The organism is Prauserella halophila (assembly GCF_024171895.1).
In the GTDB taxonomy this organism is placed as follows: domain Bacteria; phylum Actinomycetota; class Actinomycetes; order Mycobacteriales; family Pseudonocardiaceae; genus Prauserella; species Prauserella halophila.
Genome location: NZ_JAMTCQ010000008.1, coordinates 26229 through 45211 on the forward strand (window position 1 = coordinate 26229; position 18983 = coordinate 45211).

The window sequence follows — 18983 nt, forward strand, 5'->3', positions numbered from 1 at the left end:
TCCTCACAGGCTGTGCACCAGCTCCACCACGCGGGTCAGCACCTCCGGATCGGTCTCCGGCAGCACCCCGTGCCCGAGGTTGACGATGTGCCCGGCGGCGCCGCGGCCCTCGGCGACGATGCGCCGCACCTCGGCCTCGATCACCGGCCACGAGGCCATCAACAGCGCCGGGTCGAGGTTGCCCTGGACCACCGGAGCGGGCTCGCCCGGGACCCGCAGCCGGCGGGCCGCCTCGTCGAGCGGGACCCGCCAGTCGACGCCGACGACGTCCGCACCGGCCTCGCGCATCGCGGGCAGCAGCTCCCCGGTGCCGACCCCGAAGTGGATCCGCGGTACGTCGTACTCGGCGACGGCGGACAGCACCTTCGCCGAGTGGGGCAGCACGAACTCGCGATAGTCGCGCTCCGAGAGCGCACCGGCCCACGAGTCGAAGAGCTGCACCGCGTCGACCCCGGCCTCGAGCTGGGCCGTCAGGAAGGTGGCCGTCACGTCGGCGAGACGGGACGCCAGGCGGTGCCACAGCTCCGGCTCGGCGTGCATGAGCGCCTTGGTGTGCTCGTGGTTGCGGCTCGGCCCGCCTTCGATGAGGTACGAGGCGAGCGTGAACGGCGCGCCCGCGAACCCGATCAGCGGGGTCTCGCCGAGCTCGCGCAGCAGCAGGCCGATGCCGTCGGTGATGGGCCGGACCTGCTCGGCCTCGAGCGCCGGGAGCGCGTCGACGTCGGCCGCGGTCCGCACGGGGTGCGCCACGACGGGTCCGGTGCCGGGCACGATGTCGATGGCCAGGCCCGCGGCGTACAGCGGGACGACGATGTCGCTGAACAGGATCGCGCCGTCGACGCCGTGGCGGCGCACCGGCTGCATCGTGATCTCCGCGAGCAGCCCCGGGTCGAAACACGACTGCAGCATCGGCACGCCCTCGCGCACCGAGCGGTACTCGGGCAGCGACCGGCCGGCCTGGCGCATGAACCACACGGGCACGCGCGCAGGCGTGCCGCCACGAGCCGCGACCAGCAGCGGCGCGTCGGGCAGCGCACGCCGCGCGGACACCGGGGAACCGGCCCGGGCGACGGAGGCGGACGACGCGGAGAACGACGACGCGGAGAACGAGGCTGTCATCACTGTTCATGGTGCCACGCCCGGATATCCGCGCCGTCGTCGGCGCGTCGGAAACCGGCGCAGGACCCGCGACCGCTTACAGTTTCGGAGTGACCGTGTTGACCCAGGCGCCGGAGGAATTCCGCCAGGCCGTCGCCGCGCTGCAGGCGCTGCAGCCGCGACCCGAGGTGAGCCTCGAGCCGATCAAGGCTCCGCAACGACTCGCGCCCTGGGCCTACGCACTCGGCTGCGAGACGACGGGACCGGCCGAGGTCGAGGCGTCCGGCAGGCTGGTCCTGCTGCACGACCCGGACGGCCAGGAGACGTGGAACGGCGTGTTCCGCCTGGTCGCCTACGTGCGCGCGGGCATCGACAAGGAGCTGGCGACCGACCCGTTCCTGCCGTCGGTCGGCTGGTCGTGGCTCACGGACGCACTCGAGGCCACCGAGGCCGAGTTCACCGCACTCGGGGGCACCGTCACCGAGACGTCCTCGGCCCGGTTCGGTGAGATCGCGGGGCCGTCCCGCACCGACGACCTCGAACTGCGCGCGTCCTGGACGCCGCTGACGGCCGAACTCGGTCCCCACGGCGAGGCGTTCTGCCAGCTGATGGCGAGCTACGCCGGCCTGCCTCCCGTCGGGGTCACGATGTTCGGCCAGCGCCACCCGTCCTGACACTGGCCGTTCTGGCACTGGCCGTTCTGACACCGCCGTCCTGACGTCGGCCGCTTCCGTCCTCGCTCGGCGTCCCCCGCTCGCTACTCGCGCGACGCCGCGGCATGGGCGCGACGCCGCGGCATGGGCGCGACCGCTGCGTCATAGGCGTGATCGCCGCGGCATACTCGTCACCGGCGACTGCACGCGGCATATGCACGCCCAGTTCACGCACCACAACCCCAGGATATCGCAGTGAAAACGGGCTGCGTTACACCTTTCGCCGGGATTAATTCCATCGCGCTACACCGGAGCCCTTCGAGCGCAATCCGATCGGGATAGATACCCATTCGATGCCCCCACTACCCCACTCAGGCGGCTACAGTACCTGTCGACGACACCACTTTCGGTCTAAAGCTGGCGCGGCTGAACGGCCGAAAGTCCCGGTGCCGGTCGGGGGGCACGACCGACTCCAGGGAGGTAGTGACGTGGCTGCCGTCGGCTTTTCTCAGGCCGTTCGATCCACGCCAGCCGGCGCCTTGCCGGCCAGCATGGTTCCGCATCCGCGGGAAGAGTTGTTTTCCGTGATGGTGGTCGATGACCACCCGTTGTTGAGGGAGGCGATCGCCGGACGACTTGCCCAGATGGGCGCCGGCACGGTGCACGAGGCCGCCACGGTGGCCGAGGCCAGGGCGCGCGCAACGGCCACGGGGCCGTGCGATCTCGCCGTCCTGGATCTCGGACTGCCGGACGGCAGCGGCATCGAGCTGGTCACCGAGCTGCGCAGCAACAGCTGGCCACGAGTGGTGGTCCTGGCCTCGTCGGACGACCCGTACGCGGTCCGCTCGGCGTTCCAGGCCGGCGCTCAGGCCTACCTGCTCAAATCCGCGTCGCCGGTGGTTGTCACCGACGGCGTCCGCCGGGTGCTCGACGGCGGCGTCTACGCGGATCCGAGCGTGGCCCCGGTGCTGGCCACCGGAACCCGGGTACCGGGCACCGACAACACCCCGCGCGAGCTCTCGGCGCGCGAGGTGGAGGTCCTGCAGCTCGTGGCCGACGGGCAGTCCAACAAGGAGATCGGTGACGAGCTCAGCCTGTCCGCGCTCACGGTGAAATCCCACCTGTCGCGGATCGGCCGCAAGCTCGGCACCGGCGACCGGGCCCAGATGGTGGCGCTGGCCATGCGCGCCGGCGTCATCCGCTAGCACCGACCTCCCTACGGGACGGGCTCGCCAGGGGCAGGTGTGCCCGTCCCGTAGGGTCAACACCCGTGCACAACGCAGAACACGCTTCCCCCGCGGCGGCGGCGACCGATGCGCCGGACCGCCAGGATGCGGCTGCGCCCGAGCTACTGACCGAGCCCGTCGAGGGCACACCACCGGTCATCGAGGACGCCGGGGCACTCCGCGCCGCCTGTGAACGGCTCGCCGCAGGCACCGGTCCCATCGCCGTCGACACCGAGCGCGCCTCGGGCTACCGCTACTGGCCCAGGGCCTACCTCGTGCAGATCCGCCGCGAGGGCGCGGGCTCGATCCTCATCGATCCGATCCCACTGGCCGGCGAGCTGTCGCCACTGGCCGAGGCCCTCGGCGACGCCGAGTGGGTGCTGCACGCGGCGTCACAGGATCTGCCGTGCCTGGCGGAACTGGGCCTGGACCCGCCCGCGCTGTTCGACACGGAGCTCGCGGGCAGACTCGCGGGCCACGAACGCGTCGCACTCGGCACTCTCGTCGAGAAGCTGCTCGGATACACCCTGGAGAAGGGGCACAGCGCAGCCGACTGGTCCCGGCGCCCGCTCCCCCACGACTGGCTCAACTACGCCGCGCTCGACGTCGAACTCCTCGTCCCGCTCCGCGACACGCTCGAGGCCGAACTGGCCGCCCAGGGCAAGCTCGAGTGGGCCCGGCAGGAGTTCGAGGCGGTCCGCACCACGCCTGCGGCGCCTCCGCGTGCCGAGCCGTGGCGCCGCACCTCGGGCGTGCACAAGGTGCGCACCCCGCGCGGCCTCGCCGCCGTCCGGGCACTCTGGGAGGCCCGCGACGAGATGGCGCGCAAACGCGATCGCGCACCCAGCCGTGTCCTGCCCGACAGCGCCATCGTCAACGCCGTGCTCTCGGACCCGTCGACGACCGGGCAGCTGCAGGCTCTGCCGGTCTTCGGCGGCCGGGTACAGCGCCGCTACAGCGCCCATTGGCTGCGTCAGTTGCAAGCGGCCAAAGAGCTGCCTGCCGACGAACTGCCCAGCACGTCCACCGGCAACGACGGGCCACCGCCGGTCAACCGGTGGGGCGACAAGGATCCGGACGCCGCCGCCCGGCTCGCCGCCGCCCGGACGGCACTGACGACGCTCGCCGAGCGGCACACGCTTCCGGTGGAGAACGTCCTGCTGCCCGATCTGCTACGCCGTACCTGCTGGACGCCGCCCGACGACCGTTCCCCGGCCGGCGTCGCCGAGACCCTGGCCGACGGCGGCGCGCGGGCGTGGCAGATCGAGCTCACCTCCGAGGTGCTGAGCACCGCGCTGCACACCACCGCCTGAGTACGCCGCTCCCCACCGCCGGCAGCGCCGTGGAGCCGTCCGCACCGGGCCCAACGCTCGTCGGCGGGGGATGTGTGCGCACGCGGCGCCGCACACCCGGCGAGGTATCACACGGTGGGGTGTCACACGGTGGACGAGGCCACCCTGCGACGCGGTCGGCATCGGGATTACCATCGAGGTTACCGGCCAGTAACAACGCCGTGCGGGCCGGTTCCGAGTTCCCAACACCGCGCACATCACCTCCGAAGGAGCACCCGTGTCCGCACCCGCGCGCACCGTGGCCTTCGTCGACGGGGCACGGACCCCGTTCGGCAAGGCAGGCGACAAGGGCATCTACGCCAACACACGGGCCGACGATCTCGTCGTCAAGGTCATCCGTGAACTGCTGCGCCGCCACCCACAGCTACCGGCCGAGCGGATCGACGACGTCGCCGTCGCCGCCACGACCCAGACCGGCGACCAGGGCCTGACCATCGGCCGCACCGCGGCGCTGCTGGCCGGCCTGCCGAAGTCCGTCCCCGGGTTCGCCGTCGACCGCATGTGCGCCGGCGCGATGACGGCGGTGACGTCGGTCGCCGGCGGTATCGCGTTCGGCGCCTACGACGTCGCCCTCGCCGGCGGGGTCGAGCACATGGGCAGGCACCCGATGGGCGAAGGCGTCGACCCGAACCCGCGGTTCCTGTCCGACAAGCTCGTCGACCCGTCCGCCCTCGTCATGGGCCAGACCGCCGAGAACGTCCACGACCGCTACCCGGCGATCACCAAGGAGCGCTGCGACGCCTTCGCCGTCCGCAGCCAGGAGCGCTTCGCCGACGCCGTGAAGGCGGGCAAGATCGGCCCGGAGCTGGTGCCGGTCGCCACCCGGCACCCGGAGCTGGGCTGGGACCTGGCCACCGAGGACGAGCCGCCCCGCCCGGGCACGACGCTGGAGAGCCTCGCCGAGCTGAAGACACCGTTCCGTCCGCACGGCCGGGTCACCGCGGGCAACGCCGCGGGCCTGAACGACGGGGCGACCGGCGCGCTGCTCGCCGGTGAGGACACCGCGCGCGAGCTGGGCCTGCCGGTGGGCATGCGCCTGGTCGGCTACTCGTACATGGGCGTCGAGCCGGAGGTCATGGGCGTCGGCCCGGTCCCGGCGACCGAGAAGGCGCTCGGCCGCGCCGGACTGTCCATCGACGACATCGGCCTGTTCGAGATCAACGAGGCGTTCGCCGTCCAGGTGCTGGCTTTCCTCGACCACTTCGGCATCGCCGAGGACGACCCCCGCGTCAACGCCTGGGGCGGCGCGATCGCCTGCGGTCACCCGCTCGCCTCCTCCGGCGTGCGGTTGATGACTCAGCTCTCGCGCCGGTTCGCCGAGCGCCCCGACATGCGCTACGGCATGACGACGATGTGCATCGGTATCGGCATGGGCGGCACCGTCATCTGGGAGAACCCCCACTGGGAGGGCAACAAGTGATTTCCGCAGAACAGGCCACGACAGCATTCCCCGACGAGGTCGTCACCCGCGCAGTGACCCGCCTCGTATCGGTGCCCGGTCTCGACAAGCCGGTCGCCCTGATCACGATCGACAACGGCTACGACCACACCCGCCCGTCGACATTCGGCCCGCAAAGTCTGGTGAGTCTCAACGCCGCGTTCGACGAGGCCGTGGCGGCCGACCCCGCGGCGATCGCCGTGACGGGGAAGCCGTTCGTGTTCGCCGTCGGCGCGGATCTGTCCGGTGTGGAGGAGATCTCGGATCCCGGGCTGGCACACCAGATCGCGCAGACCGGCCACGACGTGTTCCGCCGGTTCACCGAGTCCGAGATCCCCACGTTCGCGTTCGTCAACGGTGCCGTCATGGGCGGCGGGCTCGAGCTCGCGCTCTCGTGCCACTACCGCACGATGGCCGACAACGTCGCCGCGATCGCACTGCCCGAGGTGTTCCTGGGGCTGTTCCCGGGCTGGGGCGGCACGCAGCTGCTGCCGAACCTGATCGGCCCGGACGCCGCGGTGACGGTGATCGTCGAGAACGCGCTGAACCAGAACGCGATGCTCAAACCGGCCCGGGCGGCCGAACTGGGTGTCACCGACGAGCTGCTGCCGTCGGCGGACTACCTGGAACAGTCGCTGCTGTGGCTCTCCCGCGTCGTGCGCGGCGAGGTCACGCCCGCCCGCCCGGAGATCGACCGCGGTGAGGGCTGGGACGCCGCGCTGGACCGTGCGAAGGCCGTCGTCGCGGGCAAGACGAAGGGCGCCTCGCCGGGCGCGGAAAAGGCCCTCGAACTGCTCGAACTGGCGCGCACGGCCGACCGGGACGCCGGGTACGCCGCCGAGACCGAGGCGCTGGCCGAGCTGTTGATGTCCGATCCGCTGCGGTCCGGGCTGTACTCGTTCAACCTCGTCAACAAGCGGGCGAAGAAACCGGCGGGCGCGCCGGACAAGTCCCTCGCCCGGCAGGTCGGCAAGGTCGGCATCGTCGGCGCAGGCTTGATGGCCAGCCAGCTGGCGCTGCTGTTCGTGCGCAGGCTCAAGGTTCCGGTCGTCCTCACCGATGTCGACCAGGACCGCGTCGACAAGGGTGTGTCCTACGTGCACGCCGAGATCGACAAGCTCGAGCACAAGACGCGCGTGAGCCCGGACGAGGCGAACCGCCTGCGTGCGCTGGTGTCCGGTTCGCTGGACAAGGCGGCGTTCGCCGACGCGGGCTTCGTCATCGAGGCGGTGTTCGAGGACCCGGGCGTCAAGCGGAAGGTCTTCGCCGAGGTCGAGCAGCACGTCGGCCCCGAGTGCGTACTGGCGACGAACACCTCGTCGCTGTCGATCACCGCGATGGCCGCCGAGCTCCGGCACCCGGAGCGCGTCGTCGGGTTCCACTTCTTCAACCCGGTCGCCGTGCTGCCGCTGCTGGAGATCGTCCGCGGCGAGCGGACCGACGACGAGACGCTGGCGACGGCGTTCTCGGTCGGCAAGCAGCTGAAGAAGTCGAGTGTGCTGGTCAAGGACGCTCCGGCGTTCGTGGTGAACCGCGTGCTGACACGGTTCCTCGGCGAGGTGCTGGCCACGGTGGACGAGGGCACGCCGTTCGAGGTGGCCGACTCCGCGCTCGACCCGCTCGGCCTGCCGATGTCGCCGATGACGCTGCTGCAGCTCGTGGGCCCGCCGGTGGCGCTGCACGTGGCCGAGACGATGCACGAGGCGTTCCCCGAGCGCTACGGCGTGAGCGAGAACCTGAAGCGCTTCGTCGAGGCCGGCAAGTCGGCGGTCTGGCAGTGGGACTCCTCCGGCAACCAGACGATCGACCCCGAGGTCGCGGCGCTGTGGCAGCAGGGCGACGCGCCGTCGACGGCGGAGCAGGTGCGGGATCGCGCACTCGGCGCCCTGGCCGAGGAGATCCGCATCATGCTCGACGAGGGCGTGGTCGCCGAGGCCCAGGACATCGACCTGTGCATGATCCTCGGCGCCGGCTGGCCGTTCTGGTTGGGCGGCATCACGCCGTACCTCGACCGTGCGGGTGTGTCGGAGAAGGTCGCGGGTAAGCCCTTCCTCGCCCGCGGCGTGGCATCGGTTCCCACGGCGTGAGGTGACGGCGGCGGGACTCGGGGCCTACGCCCCGAGTCCCGCCGTATAGGTCATTATACGGCCAGGGCAGCTCGCTGTCCACATCGCACGTACGGCAGTCCGATGTGGATCTCGAACCCGTCGTCAGGACACCCGGCCCGTCGCCGCGGGCAGGCGGACCGTGACCGACAGACCCCCACCGACGACCGGTTCGGCGGAGACGGCACCCTCGTGCGCGTCCGCCGCCGCGCGCACGATCGACAGGCCCAGGCCCGCACCGTGACGCGCCGTCCTGGCCACGCCCGCCCGGCGGAACGGTTCGAACAGTCCCGCCACCGTCTCCGGATCCAGCAGCGGCCCCGACGAGCGGACGGTCAGCGTGCTCCACCGTTCCCCCGCGGTCGTCGTGACCTCGATCCAGCCCTGCTCGACGTTGTGCCGCACGGCGTTCTCGAGCAGGTTTCCCGCGACGCGCTCCAGCAGCGCCGCATCGCCGGTCGTCAGCGCGGGAGCCAGGTGCAGCTCGACGTGCAGCTCACGCCGCCGCGCATCGGCTTCGACCGCGCTCCACGCCCTCCCGGCGACCTCGGCCACGTTCACCCGTTCGGTCAGGGCGACCCCGGCGCCGTCGGTACGGGCGAGCAGCAGCAACGACGTCACGAGACGTTCGGCGCGTTCGGTCGCGTCCCGCACCACTCCGGCCATGCGGCGCAGTTCGCCCTCGTCGGCGTGCTCGTCGGACAGCGTGACGTCGAGTTCCGTGCGGATGACGGCCAACGGGGTGCGCAGCTCGTGGCTCGCGTTGGCGACGAACTGCCGCTGCGTGTCGAACGCCGACTGCAGCCGGTCCAGCATCGCGTCGATCGTGCGTGCCAGCTCGGCGAGCTCGTCGCGAGTGGACACCTCGCCGATGCGCTCCCCCATCGAATCGCCGGACAGTCGCTGCGCCGTTCCGGTCATGGTCCGCAGCGGCTGCAGCACGCGCGAGGTGAACGTCCACGCCAGGATGCCCGCCGCCGCGACCACGAAGCAGAACGCGATTCCCCCGGCGACGACCACGCGACCGCGTGCCTCGTCGCGCAGGTACTCGGCCAGGTCGGCTGCCCGGACGTGCACCCCGTCGACCTCGACGACCGTGCCCGGCGGCAATTGCGGCACACCGCCCACCGCGTCACCGACGAGCGTCCACGCGAGCCACAGCAACAGCGCGCTGACGAGCGCGACGAGCGCCGTCGCGAGGATCGTGATGCGGGCGCGCAGACTGCGCGCCGGGATGCCCGTGCGCCGGATCACTTACGTCAGGGAACCGGACTCCGAGGATCCGTGCACGCCCGGCGTTCCCCCTGCCTCCCCCTGCGCATCCGCCACGGACCCGGCACCGGGCACGCGGTAGCCCGAACCGACCACGGTCTCGATCACACCGGGTTCACCGAGCTTCTTGCGCAGCGTCATCACCGTGACACGCACCGTGGTGGTGAACGGATCGGCGTTCTCGTCCCACACCCGTTCGAGCAGGTCCTCGCTGCTGACGACCGCGCCACCCGCCGACAACAGCACCTCGAGGACACCGAACTCCTTGCGGGTCAGGTCCACGAGCTCGCCCCCGCGGTGGACCGTGCGCCGCGACGGATCCAACTCGATGTCGCCCGCCGTCAGCACCGGCGGGGCGGCAGGCGTGGCGCGCCTGCCCAGTGCCCGCACCCGTGCCACCAGCTCCGGGAACGCGAACGGCTTCGCCACGTAGTCGTCGGCGCCCAGCGACAGCCCTTCGACCCGGTCGGAGACCGCCGTGCTCGCCGTGAGCATCAGCACCCGGGTCAGTTCGCCGGAACGCACGATCTCCCGGCACAGCTCGTCGCCCGGCATGCCGGGCAGGTCGCGGTCGAGCACCACGACGTCGTACCGGGTGACGGACGCCTTTTCGTGGCCGTCGTCGCCGTCCAGCGCCACGTCCACTGCCATACCTTCACGACGCAGGCCGCGCGCGATCGCCTCCGCGAGCGGCGCCTCGTCCTCAACTACCAACACGCGCACGCCGACCACCGTGCCACAGCTTTCTGAGAGATTCCTGATTCCCGCGGCCGGCCCGGACCCGCCCGCGGCGGGCCACCGGTACGGCCGCGGGGCGCCCCGTCGGTCCACGTCGGACCCGCCTGCACGGCTGCCGTGCAGGCTCAGGCGTGCGGTGTCGGATCCGCCTCGGCGTCACCGCGGTGCTCGCCGAGGCACCCCGCGGCCCACTCGGTCACGGTGCGGGCCACGTCCTGGCCCGTCAGGCCGACCTCGGCGAGCACCTCGTCGCGGCTGCCGTGTGCGTGGAACCGCTGCGGCACGGCCAGATCGCGCAGTGGCACGTCGCACTCGGCGTCCCGCAACGCGGTCGCGAGCGCCGAGCCGAAGCCGCCGTGCCGCCCGCTGTCCTCGACGGTGACGACGAGCCGGTGCCTGCGTGCCAGCGCCGCGAGCTCGCCCGGCACCGGCACGACCCACCGCGGATCGACGACGGTGACGCCGATTCCCTGGTCGGCCAGCCTGCGCGCGGCATCGAGACCCAGCCCCGCGAACGCGCCCACCGAGACCAGCAGCACGTCCTCCTGCTCGCTGCGGCGCAGCACGTCGACCGTGCCGAACCGCTCGGCCGCCGGGACCGCCTCGACCACGCCGCCCTTGGAGAAGCGCAGCGCCGTCGGCCCGTCGGACACGGCGACCGCCTCGCGCAGCTCCTCCCGCAGCGTCCCGGCGTCCCGCGGTGCGGCGACCCGCATGCCCGGCACCATCCCGAGCAGTGAGAGGTCCCACATGCCGTGGTGACTGGGCCCGTCGGGACCGGTGACACCCGCGCGGTCGAGCACCAGCGTCACGGGCAGGCGATGCAGCGCCACGTCCATCAGCGTCTGGTCGAACGCCCGGTTCAGGAACGTCGAGTACACCGCCACCACCGGATGGCGCCCGGCCATCGCGAGTCCGGCCGCGGAGGTCACCGCGTGCTGCTCGGCGATGCCGACGTCGAACCAGCGGTCCGGATGCGCCTCCGCGAACGTGTGCAGCCCGGTCGAGCGCAGCATCGCGGCCGTGACGGCCACGACGTCCTCGCGCTCACCACCGAGGCGGGTCAGCTCCTCGCCGAACACCGAGGTCCAGCTCGTCCCCTTCTCCGGCGGCAGGCCGGTCTCCGGGTCGATCGGGTCGGTCTGGTGCATCTGGTCGGCCTCGTGGTTGACGGCCGGTTCGTAGCCGTGGCCCTTCTCGGTGGCCACGTGCACGATCACCGGACCGCCGAACGCCTTCGCGCTCTGCAGCGCCTTCTCCAGCGCGACGACGTCGTGCCCGTCGACCGGGCCGAGGTACTTGAGGCCGAGGTCGGAGAACATGACCTGCGGGGTGACGGCGTCCTTGATCCCGGCTTTCGCGGCGTGCAGCGCCGTGTAGATCGGCTTGCCGACCACGGGCGTGTGCTGCAACAGTTCCCGGCCCGAGTCGAGCAGCCGTTCGTAGCTCGGGCGCAGCCGCAGCGCCGACAGGTGTTCGGCGAGCCCGCCGATGGTCGGCGAGTACGAGCGTCCGTTGTCGTTGACGACGATCACCACCGGCAGGTCCGGCTGCGCCGCGATGTTGTTGAGGGCTTCCCAGCACATGCCACCGGTCAGCGCACCGTCACCGACGACCGCGACCGCGCACCGGTCGGTGTCACCCGACAGCCGGAAGGACTTGGCCATCCCGTCGGCGTACGACAGCGCCGTGGAGGCGTGGCTGTTCTCGACGTGATCGTGCTCGCTCTCGTCGCGGGCCGGGTAGCCGGCGAGCCCGCCGCGCCGGCGCAGCCCGTCGAAGTCCTCGCGGCGCCCGGTGACGATCTTGTGCACGTACGACTGGTGTCCGACGTCGAACAGCAACGGGTCCCGCGGCGAGTCGAACACCCGGTGCAGCGCGAGCGTCAGCTCGACGACGCCGAGGTTGGGGCCCAGATGCCCGCCGGCGCGGCGGACCTTGTCGACGAGGAACGTCCTGATCTCCGCCGCCAGGGCGCCGACCTGCTCGTGGTCCATCCCCTTGAGATCCGCCGGCCCCTGCACGGACTCCAGCAACGTCACGCTCCACCTCATTCGCCGTCGGTTCACGGTGCCTGACCGCTCAGTCTAAAGAGAGTTGCCCGGTGTCCGGCGGCACCATGGCCTCCCGCACCTCGCCGAGCAACGCACGCATCGCGTCCTCGGCACGGCGATCCTGCCCGGCGGCGACAGCACGGGCGACGTTCTCGTGCGCGTCCAGCGCCTCCGGGACCGGCTGGCGCGGCATCAGCCCGAGCTGGGTCCTGCCGCGCAGCACGGCGGCCACGACATCGGCCAGCGCGGCGAACATCTCGTTACCACTGGCCTCCAGCAGCAACGTGTGGAAGGCGACGTCGGCGTCGAGGAAGTCCGCCAGCAGACCGCGTTCGCCGAGTCCGCGCATCCGCGCGCCGAGTTCGACGACGCGGGTGCGCTGTTCCGCCGAGGCGTTGCGGGCCGCCGCGCTCGCAGCGAGGGGCTCCACGGCGACGCGCAGTTCGGTGAGCGAACGCAGCTGGGTGTCACGCCCGTTGCCGTCGAGCCGCCACCAGATCACCCTGGGATCGAAGACGTTCCACGCCGCGGCGTCCTGCACGGTGATGCCGACCCGGCGACGCGAGGTGACGAGCCCCATGGATTCGAGGATGCGCATCGTCTCGCGGGCGACGGTGCGGGAGACACCGAAGCGATTCTGAATGTGCTCGAGGGTCAGCGTGTCCCCCGGCGCCAGATCGCCGTGGGTGATCTCGCGCCCGATGGCCTCCAGCACCGCGTCGTGCCTGTTCTCGAACCCCGCCCTGCTCACGATCGTCCAGGTTAGTCGTGACGGCCGGAACGTGGGGACCACCCGCCACGAGGAGCGTGCTCGTGGCGGCGGAGGCGGTCATTGTGAGCCCGATTTAATGGTGTTACCTTTCGATTCACACGTAATACCTTTCTGTGTAACAGTGTGCGACGCACCGACGCCGCCGCACGTTCAATGAGGAGCGCCTATGTCAGCCACCTGCCTCGTGGTCATGGGAGTGTCCGGCGCGGGCAAGAGCACGGTCGCCGCGCACCTCGCCGACGCACTCGGCTGGCCGATGGCCGAGGCCGACGAGTTCCACCCCGAGGCCAACATCGCCAAGATGTCGGCGGGCACTCCCCTCACCGACGCCGACCGCGTCCCGTGGCTCGAGGCGCTGCGGGCGTGGATCGACCGCCGGGACGCGGCGGGCGAGAGCGTCATCGTGACGTGCTCGGCGCTCAAACGGACCTACCGCGACATCCTCCGGCGTGCCGGTGCGCAGGTGCGGTTCGTCCACCTGCGCGGCTCGACCGACACCGTCGGAGGGCGGCTGTCCGGCCGGTCCGGCCACTTCATGCCGACCGCGCTACTGGAATCCCAGTTCGCCGACCTCGAACCCCTCGATCCCGACGAGGACGGCGTGGCGCTCGACGTGACCGCCACGCCCGAGGTGATCACCACCACGGCGCTCGACCATCTCGGACTCCGGCCCGCCGGATCCACCGGGGCCGCCGACGCGGCCCCCGACTCGAACACACCAGGCTGAACAACAACGACGACGACGTCGGAAACGGAGCCGGTAATGAACACCGACGAGTGGACCCAGACCCTCGGAGCAGGGCCACTACTGGGCATCGCCGGGGCCGCCGTGGCGGTCCTGCTGGTGCTGATCATCGGGCTGCGCGTGCACGCCTTCCTCGCGCTGGTCACGGTCAGCATCGCCACGGCCTTCGCGGCGGGCATCCCCGCGGGCTCGGTCCTGGACACGCTCACCGACGGCTTCGGCTCCACGCTCGCCAGCGTGGCCCTGCTCGTCGGCCTCGGCGCGATGCTCGGCAGACTGCTCGAGATCAGCGGGGGCGCGCAGTCACTGACCGACGCACTGATCCGGCGGTTCGGGGAGAAACGTGCCCCGCTGGCCCTCGGCGTCGCCTCCCTCATCTTCGGCTTCCCGATCTTCTTCGACGCCGGGCTCGTCGTGATGCTGCCGATCGTGTTCTCCGTGGCACGGCGGCTCGGCGGCGGTGTGCTGCGCTACGGCCTGCCCGTGGCGGGCGCCTTCTCCGTCATGCACATCTACGTGCCGCCGCACCCCGGCCCGGTCGCCGCGAGCGGACTGCTCGGCGCCGACGTCGGCCTGGTGCTGCTGTTCGGCCTCGTCATCGCCGTGCCCACCTGGTACATCACCAGTTACCTGTACGGCGTGATGGTCGGCAAGCGAATCGCACTGCCCGTTCCGGAGTTCCTGCGCGGCGGACCGGACACCAGCGAGCAGGACCGGAACCCACCGCCGGCCTCGACGGTCATCGGGCTGCTGCTGATCCCGCTGGTGATGATCTTCGCCAACACCGGGCTCGGCACCGCGGGCGAAGTGGGCTGGATCGACGGCGACGCGAGCTGGGTGCAGGTGGCCCTGGTACTCGGGTCGACGCCGGTCGCGCTGCTGGTGACCGTCTTCGTCGCGAGCTATGTGCTCGGCATCCGGCGGGACCGGAGCCGCAGCGTCCTCGAGCGGCTGCTGGACACCTCGCTCGGCCCGGTGTGCGCCATCATTCTCATCACCGGCGCAGGTGGCATGTTCGGCGCGGTGCTACAGGCCAGCGGCATCGGCGACGCGCTCGCCGACGCACTGTCCGACCTCGGCATGCCCGTGTTCGTGGCCGCGTACGTCATCGCCACGGTCCTGCGCATCGCGCAGGGTTCGGCGACGGTCGCCCTCACCACCGCGGCGGGCCTGGTGCAGCCGCTCGTCATGACCGGTTCGTTCTCGAGCGTCGAGATCGTCGCGATCGTGCTGGCGCTCGCCGCAGGCTCGGTGACCGCGAGCCACGTCAACGACTCGGGCTTCTGGCTGGTCGGCCGGTTCTTCGAGATGGACACCAAGACGACCCTGAAGACGTGGACGGTCATGGAGACCACGATCGGCCTCGTCGGTTTCGGCCTCGCGGGCGTCCTCTTCCTCGTCGGATAGCGGCGCCGACCGGCGAGGAAGTATCGCCGACGATCCTCGGCCGCAGCGCGATACGCGCTGCGGCCGAGGCCGTCCCGGGTCATCGAGTCGCCGGAGCCGCCGTCGCGCCGGCCGATCGGTTGATGACGTCGAGGACCGTGGCCACGACCGTTTCGGGACTGTCTTCGGGCAGCAGATGACCGGCCCCGGGCACGACCTGGAAGGCTGCGCCCGCAATCCGGTCCGCCAGGAGGCGGCCCTTCTCGAGGGGTATCCACGTGTCGTGCTCACCCCAGAGGATCGTCACAGGGCAGCGGATCTCGGTGTAGCGATCTTGGATCTCGTCGGTGTGCCGGTCGTTCATCTGGGCGAGTTGGCGGTAGAACGCGGGCTGTCCCACCTCGCCGAGCCACGGTTGCACATAGCGGCTCATCTCGCACTCGGAGAGCGTGCGGTGCACGGCGCCGGCAATGTAGGCACGCACGATCGCTTCATGGATGTAGCCGGGCAACTCGACAAATGCGTCGGGGTGGCGACGGGCGGTCTGTACGAGCGCGGAGCCGTGCGGGCTCAGCGCAACCGGGTCGATCAGGGTCAGGGTGCGACAGTCCCGCCGATCGAGCAGATCCGTGCGCAGCGCGGTGGTGCCACCGAAGTCGTGGGCGACCACGTCGGGGCGGTCGAGTTCCCAGTGATCGAGCAGCGCGGCGCTCCTGGCACGGGCGCGCACCGTCCAGCTCGGAACGTACCGCCCGTCGCCCGGATCTCAGTGTTCCAGCAGCGCGACGCATTCGACGTGATGGGTCATGGGAAACGCGTCGAACGCGCGGAGCGCGGTCATCCGGTAGCCGTGGCCCTGCAGCGTCGCGACATCGCGCGCCAGCGCCGCAGGGTCACAGGCGACGTACACCACGCGGGCGGGCGCGGCACTCGCGATCGCGTCGACGACACCGCGCCCCGCACCTTTCCGCGGCGGGTCCAGGACCACCACGTCGGCTGCCGCCTCCACTGCGGACACGATCCGCTCGACCGTGCCGCAGCGCCATTCGACCTGCGGCAGATCCGCCAGATTGGCCTGTCCGTCGCGGACGGCCCGCCTGCCCGACTCGATCGCCACCACCGACCCGTCCCGGCCGACCTGCTCGGCCAGCACCGAGGCGAACAGTCCCGCTCCCGCGTACAGGTCCCACACCCGGCCCGCCACCGGCGCCGCGGCCCACTCGGCCACCACCGAGGCAAGCATCGACGCCGCGGCCGGGTGCACCTGCCAGAAGCCGTGCGCCGCCAGCCGCCACGTGCGGCCCGCCGCGTGCTCGACGGCGATCCCGCCGGACAGCTGCTTCGGCCTGCCGCCGCGCCGGACCTCCGCCCGGTGCACGGTGCCCCGCGCGTCCTCGGCGACCTCGAACTCGGTGCCCGGCCGGGCCGTGTGTGCCAGCCCGGCCCCGGCGGCACCCTCGAGGGTGATCGGGCAGTCCTCCAGCGGGATCACGTCGTGACTCCGGTGTGCCCGCAGTCCGGGCCTGCCGTCCGGCCCGGTCACGAACCGCACGCGGCTGCGCCAGCGCCGCGGTTCGTCGTTCGGTGTCTCGTCGGGCAGTGCCTCGTCGGGCAGTGCCTCCACGTCGACGGGCCAGGTGACGCCCGCGAGCCGTTCCAGCTGTTCGGCGACCACCCGTGCCTTCAGCGCCCGCTGAGCCGCAGGAGCGGCGTGCTGCCAGTCGCATCCACCGCACAGCCCGGGACCCGCGGCCGGGCACGACGGTGCGACGCGGTCCGGGGACGCCTCCGACACGGCGATCGCGTCGGCGCGGCAGAACGAGCCGCCGCGGTCCTCCGTCACGCGCACCCGCACCCGCTCCCCCGGCAACGCGTGGCGGACGAACACGACCCGGCCGTCGGCACGGGCCACGCAGTGACCGCCGTGAGCCACGTCGCCGACGTCGACGTCGAACTCCCGGCCGGTCCAGTCGACGTCACTCATCGCTCGTCCTGCCCGCTGCCGACGATCCGTCCCGGCCGGCCTTCCCGTTCCGGTTCTGCCTGCCGTTGGTGAGGCCGCGCCGCACGTCCCCGGCGACCGGACGGGGAGCGTCGGGGTCGGAACGGTGTGCCCGCTTCGACGATTCGAGCTGCCAGGGCACGCTCGTCACCATCACCCGAGACTGGAACAGCAGCCGCGTCTTGAGGCGCAGCGCGCTCTGGTTGTGCAGCACCTGCTCCCACCAGCGGCCGACCACGTACTCGGGAATGAAGATCGTCACGACGTTGCGCGGGTTGTCGCCGCGCACCCGCTTGACGTAGTCGAGCACCGGCCTGGTGATCTCGCGATACGGCGATTCCACCACCTTCAGCGGAACCGAGAACTTCCGGCGGTTCCACTGGTCGGTGAGCCTGCGCGTGTCCACGTCGTCAACGTTGACCGTCACCGCTTCGAGCACATCCGGTTTCGTCGCCTTCGCATAAGCCAGGGCACGCAGCGTGGGCCGGTGGATCTGGGAGACCAGCACGATGGCGTGGTTGCGCGCGGGCAAGGTCATTTCCTCGCCCTCGACCTCCTTGATCTCCTCGGACACATGGTCGTAGTGCCGGCGGATACCGCGCATGAGCACGTAGATCGCCGCCATCGCGACGATCGAGATCCACGCGCCCTCCAGGAACTTCGTCACCAGGACGATCACCAGCACGGCCGCGGTCATCACCAGCCCGAAGGAGTTGATGAGCTGCGCCCGGCGCATCTGGGTGCGAGCGCCCTCGTCGGTCTCGACCGCCAGCCTGCGGTTCCAGTGCCGGATCATCGCGCTCTGGCTGAGCACGAACGCGACGAACACGCCGACGATGTAGAGCTGGATCAGCTGCGTGACCTCGGCGTCGAACACCGCGACCAGCACGATCGCCAGCAACGCCAGGAACAGAATGCCGTTGCTGAAGGTGAGGCGGTCGCCGCGCGTGTGGAGCTGGCGGGGCAGGAACCGGTCCTGGGCGAGGTTCGATGCGAGCACCGGGAAGCCGTTGAACGCCGTGTTGGCCGCCAGCGCGAGGATCAGACCGGTGAAGAAGATGATGTACCAGATCGCCGGTGCAAAGCCCCCGAACACGGCTCCGGCCAGCTGGGCGACGAGCGTCTTCTGCTCGTACCCCTCCGGTGCGCCGACGAGCTGACTGGCCGGGTCCTCGGCCATGATCACGCCGGTGACGTTCGCCAGGAACAACAGTCCGAGGAACATCGTCACCGCGAGCACGCCCATCAGCAGCAGCGTCGTCGCCGCGTTCCTGCCCTTCGGCTTGCGGAAGGCGGGCACGCCGTTGGCGATGGACTCGACGCCCGTCAGCGCGGCACTGCCGGTCGAGAACGCCCGCAGCACCACGAACACGAACGCCAGCCCCGCGAGCTGGTGCCCGTCGGTGGCCAGTTCGAACCCGGCGCTCTCGGCGCGCACGTCGTCGCCGAACACCGTCGTGCGGACGAAGCCCCACACGATCATCGCCAGAATGCCCACCACGAAGGCGTAGGTCGGGATCGCGAACGCCGTGCCCGATTCGCGCACTCCGCGGAGGTTCCCGGCGGCCAGCAGCACGATGGCCCCGACGGAGAACAACACCTGGTGCTCGGCGACGAACGGGATCACCGAACCGATGTTCGCCGCCGCCGCGGAGATCGACACCGCGACGGTGAGCACGTAGTCGACAAGCAGCGCACACGCCACGCCGAGGCCCCAGTTGGGACCGTGGTTGACGGTCGCCACCTCGTAGTCGCCGCCGCCGGAGGTGTAGGCCCGGACGTTCTGCCGGTAGGAGGCGACGACGGCCGCCATCACCAGCGCGATGACGAGGCCGACCCACGGACTGTAGACGTACGCCGAGGTCCCGGCGATCGAGAGGACGAGGAGTATCTCCTCGGGCGCGTAGGCCACACTCGACATGGGGTCGGAGGCGAAAACCGGCAACGCGATGCGCTTCGGTAGCCGGGTGTGCGCCAGGCGGTCGCTCCGGAAGGGGCGGCCCAGCAGCAACCGTTTCGTCGCGGTGGCGAACTTGGACACCAGTGCAGGGTATTGACGTCCTCCCCGCGACGAGAGCCGGGGGATTCCCATCAGCTCCGGCGCCGATCGGTGCGCGTCACCGTGCGGGAACGCGCGTCACC

Annotated in this window: 15 protein-coding genes; 7 read left to right on the forward strand and 8 right to left on the reverse strand. The window is 71.2% G+C overall.

Translation table 11 applies throughout. The features are described 5' to 3' along the window. Positions 1-3: 3 nt before the first annotated feature. Positions 4-1119, reverse strand: coding sequence for a uroporphyrinogen decarboxylase (hemE, locus tag LY41_RS00360; RefSeq protein WP_253861679.1), 1116 nt, complete (start codon positions 1117-1119; stop codon positions 4-6). Between the two features lie 89 nt (positions 1120-1208). On the opposite strand from hemE, the gene LY41_RS00365 reads away from it, so the two are divergent. The 5 genes from LY41_RS00365 (at position 1209) to LY41_RS00385 (ending at position 7854) form a co-directional block, all read left to right on the forward strand. After that, positions 1209-1772, forward strand: a complete 564-nt coding sequence (locus LY41_RS00365) for a DUF3000 domain-containing protein (protein WP_253861681.1) — start codon at positions 1209-1211, stop codon at positions 1770-1772. Positions 1773-2239: 467 nt separating this feature from the next. Then, positions 2240-2956, forward strand: a complete 717-nt coding sequence (locus tag LY41_RS00370; protein WP_253861683.1) for a LuxR C-terminal-related transcriptional regulator — start codon at positions 2240-2242, stop codon at positions 2954-2956. A 146-nt stretch (positions 2957-3102) separates the two neighbouring features. Further along, positions 3103-4290 (forward strand): ribonuclease D, encoded by a 1188-nt coding sequence (locus LY41_RS00375; RefSeq protein WP_253862820.1) that lies wholly within the window; start codon positions 3103-3105, stop codon positions 4288-4290. Between the two features lie 256 nt (positions 4291-4546). Then, positions 4547-5749 carry a thiolase family protein gene (locus LY41_RS00380; RefSeq protein WP_253861685.1) on the forward strand — a complete coding sequence of 401 codons (1203 nt, stop codon included), beginning with the start codon at positions 4547-4549 and terminating at the stop codon, positions 5747-5749. After that, positions 5746-7854: a 3-hydroxyacyl-CoA dehydrogenase NAD-binding domain-containing protein gene (locus LY41_RS00385; RefSeq protein ID WP_253861687.1), complete on the forward strand. Its 2109-nt coding sequence runs from the start codon at positions 5746-5748 to the stop codon at positions 7852-7854. The genes LY41_RS00380 and LY41_RS00385 overlap by 4 nt, the downstream gene beginning before the upstream one ends. Positions 7855-7977: 123 nt before the next feature. Here the strand turns inward: LY41_RS00385 and LY41_RS00390 are convergent, their stop codons facing one another. From LY41_RS00390 to LY41_RS00405, 4 genes are all read right to left on the reverse strand, one after another. Continuing rightward, entirely contained in the window at positions 7978-9126 is a 1149-nt protein-coding gene (locus tag LY41_RS00390) for a sensor histidine kinase (protein WP_372493039.1), read from the reverse strand. Next, positions 9127-9867, reverse strand: coding sequence for a response regulator transcription factor (locus LY41_RS00395; protein ID WP_253861689.1), 741 nt, complete (start codon positions 9865-9867; stop codon positions 9127-9129). It lies immediately after the preceding gene. A 140-nt stretch (positions 9868-10007) separates the two neighbouring features. Then, the gene (gene dxs, locus LY41_RS00400; RefSeq protein WP_253861691.1) at positions 10008-11924 is read right to left on the reverse strand and encodes a 1-deoxy-D-xylulose-5-phosphate synthase; all 1917 of its coding nucleotides are present in this window, start codon (positions 11922-11924) and stop codon (positions 10008-10010) included. Between the two features lie 40 nt (positions 11925-11964). Continuing rightward, a complete protein-coding gene (locus LY41_RS00405; RefSeq protein WP_253861693.1) occupies positions 11965-12687 on the reverse strand; it encodes a FadR/GntR family transcriptional regulator in 723 nt (240 codons plus the stop codon). 187 nt (positions 12688-12874) lie between these two features. Here LY41_RS00405 and LY41_RS00410 point away from each other — a divergent pair, with 187 nt between their 5' ends. Both LY41_RS00410 and LY41_RS00415 read left to right on the forward strand, forming a co-directional pair. Continuing rightward, positions 12875-13435 (forward strand): gluconokinase, encoded by a 561-nt coding sequence (locus LY41_RS00410; protein ID WP_253861694.1) that lies wholly within the window; start codon positions 12875-12877, stop codon positions 13433-13435. Positions 13436-13471: 36 nt separating this feature from the next. Then, the gene (locus LY41_RS00415; RefSeq protein ID WP_253861695.1) at positions 13472-14860 is read left to right on the forward strand and encodes a GntP family permease; all 1389 of its coding nucleotides are present in this window, start codon (positions 13472-13474) and stop codon (positions 14858-14860) included. A gap of 79 nt (positions 14861-14939) precedes the next feature. On the opposite strand, the gene LY41_RS00420 is transcribed toward LY41_RS00415, so the two are convergent. Genes LY41_RS00420 through LY41_RS00430 form a run of 3 tightly spaced genes read right to left on the reverse strand, consistent with a single transcriptional unit; the run spans position 14940 to position 18882 of the window. After that, positions 14940-15569, reverse strand: coding sequence for an alpha/beta fold hydrolase (locus LY41_RS00420; protein WP_253861696.1), 630 nt, complete (start codon positions 15567-15569; stop codon positions 14940-14942). 36 nt (positions 15570-15605) lie between these two features. Next, a complete protein-coding gene (locus tag LY41_RS00425; protein WP_253861697.1) occupies positions 15606-16823 on the reverse strand; it encodes a class I SAM-dependent RNA methyltransferase in 1218 nt (405 codons plus the stop codon). Continuing rightward, complete coding sequence (locus tag LY41_RS00430; protein ID WP_253861699.1) at positions 16816-18882, reverse strand: APC family permease; 2067 nt, start codon at positions 18880-18882, stop codon at positions 16816-16818. The genes LY41_RS00425 and LY41_RS00430 overlap by 8 nt, the downstream gene beginning before the upstream one ends. Positions 18883-18983: the final 101 nt, after the last annotated feature.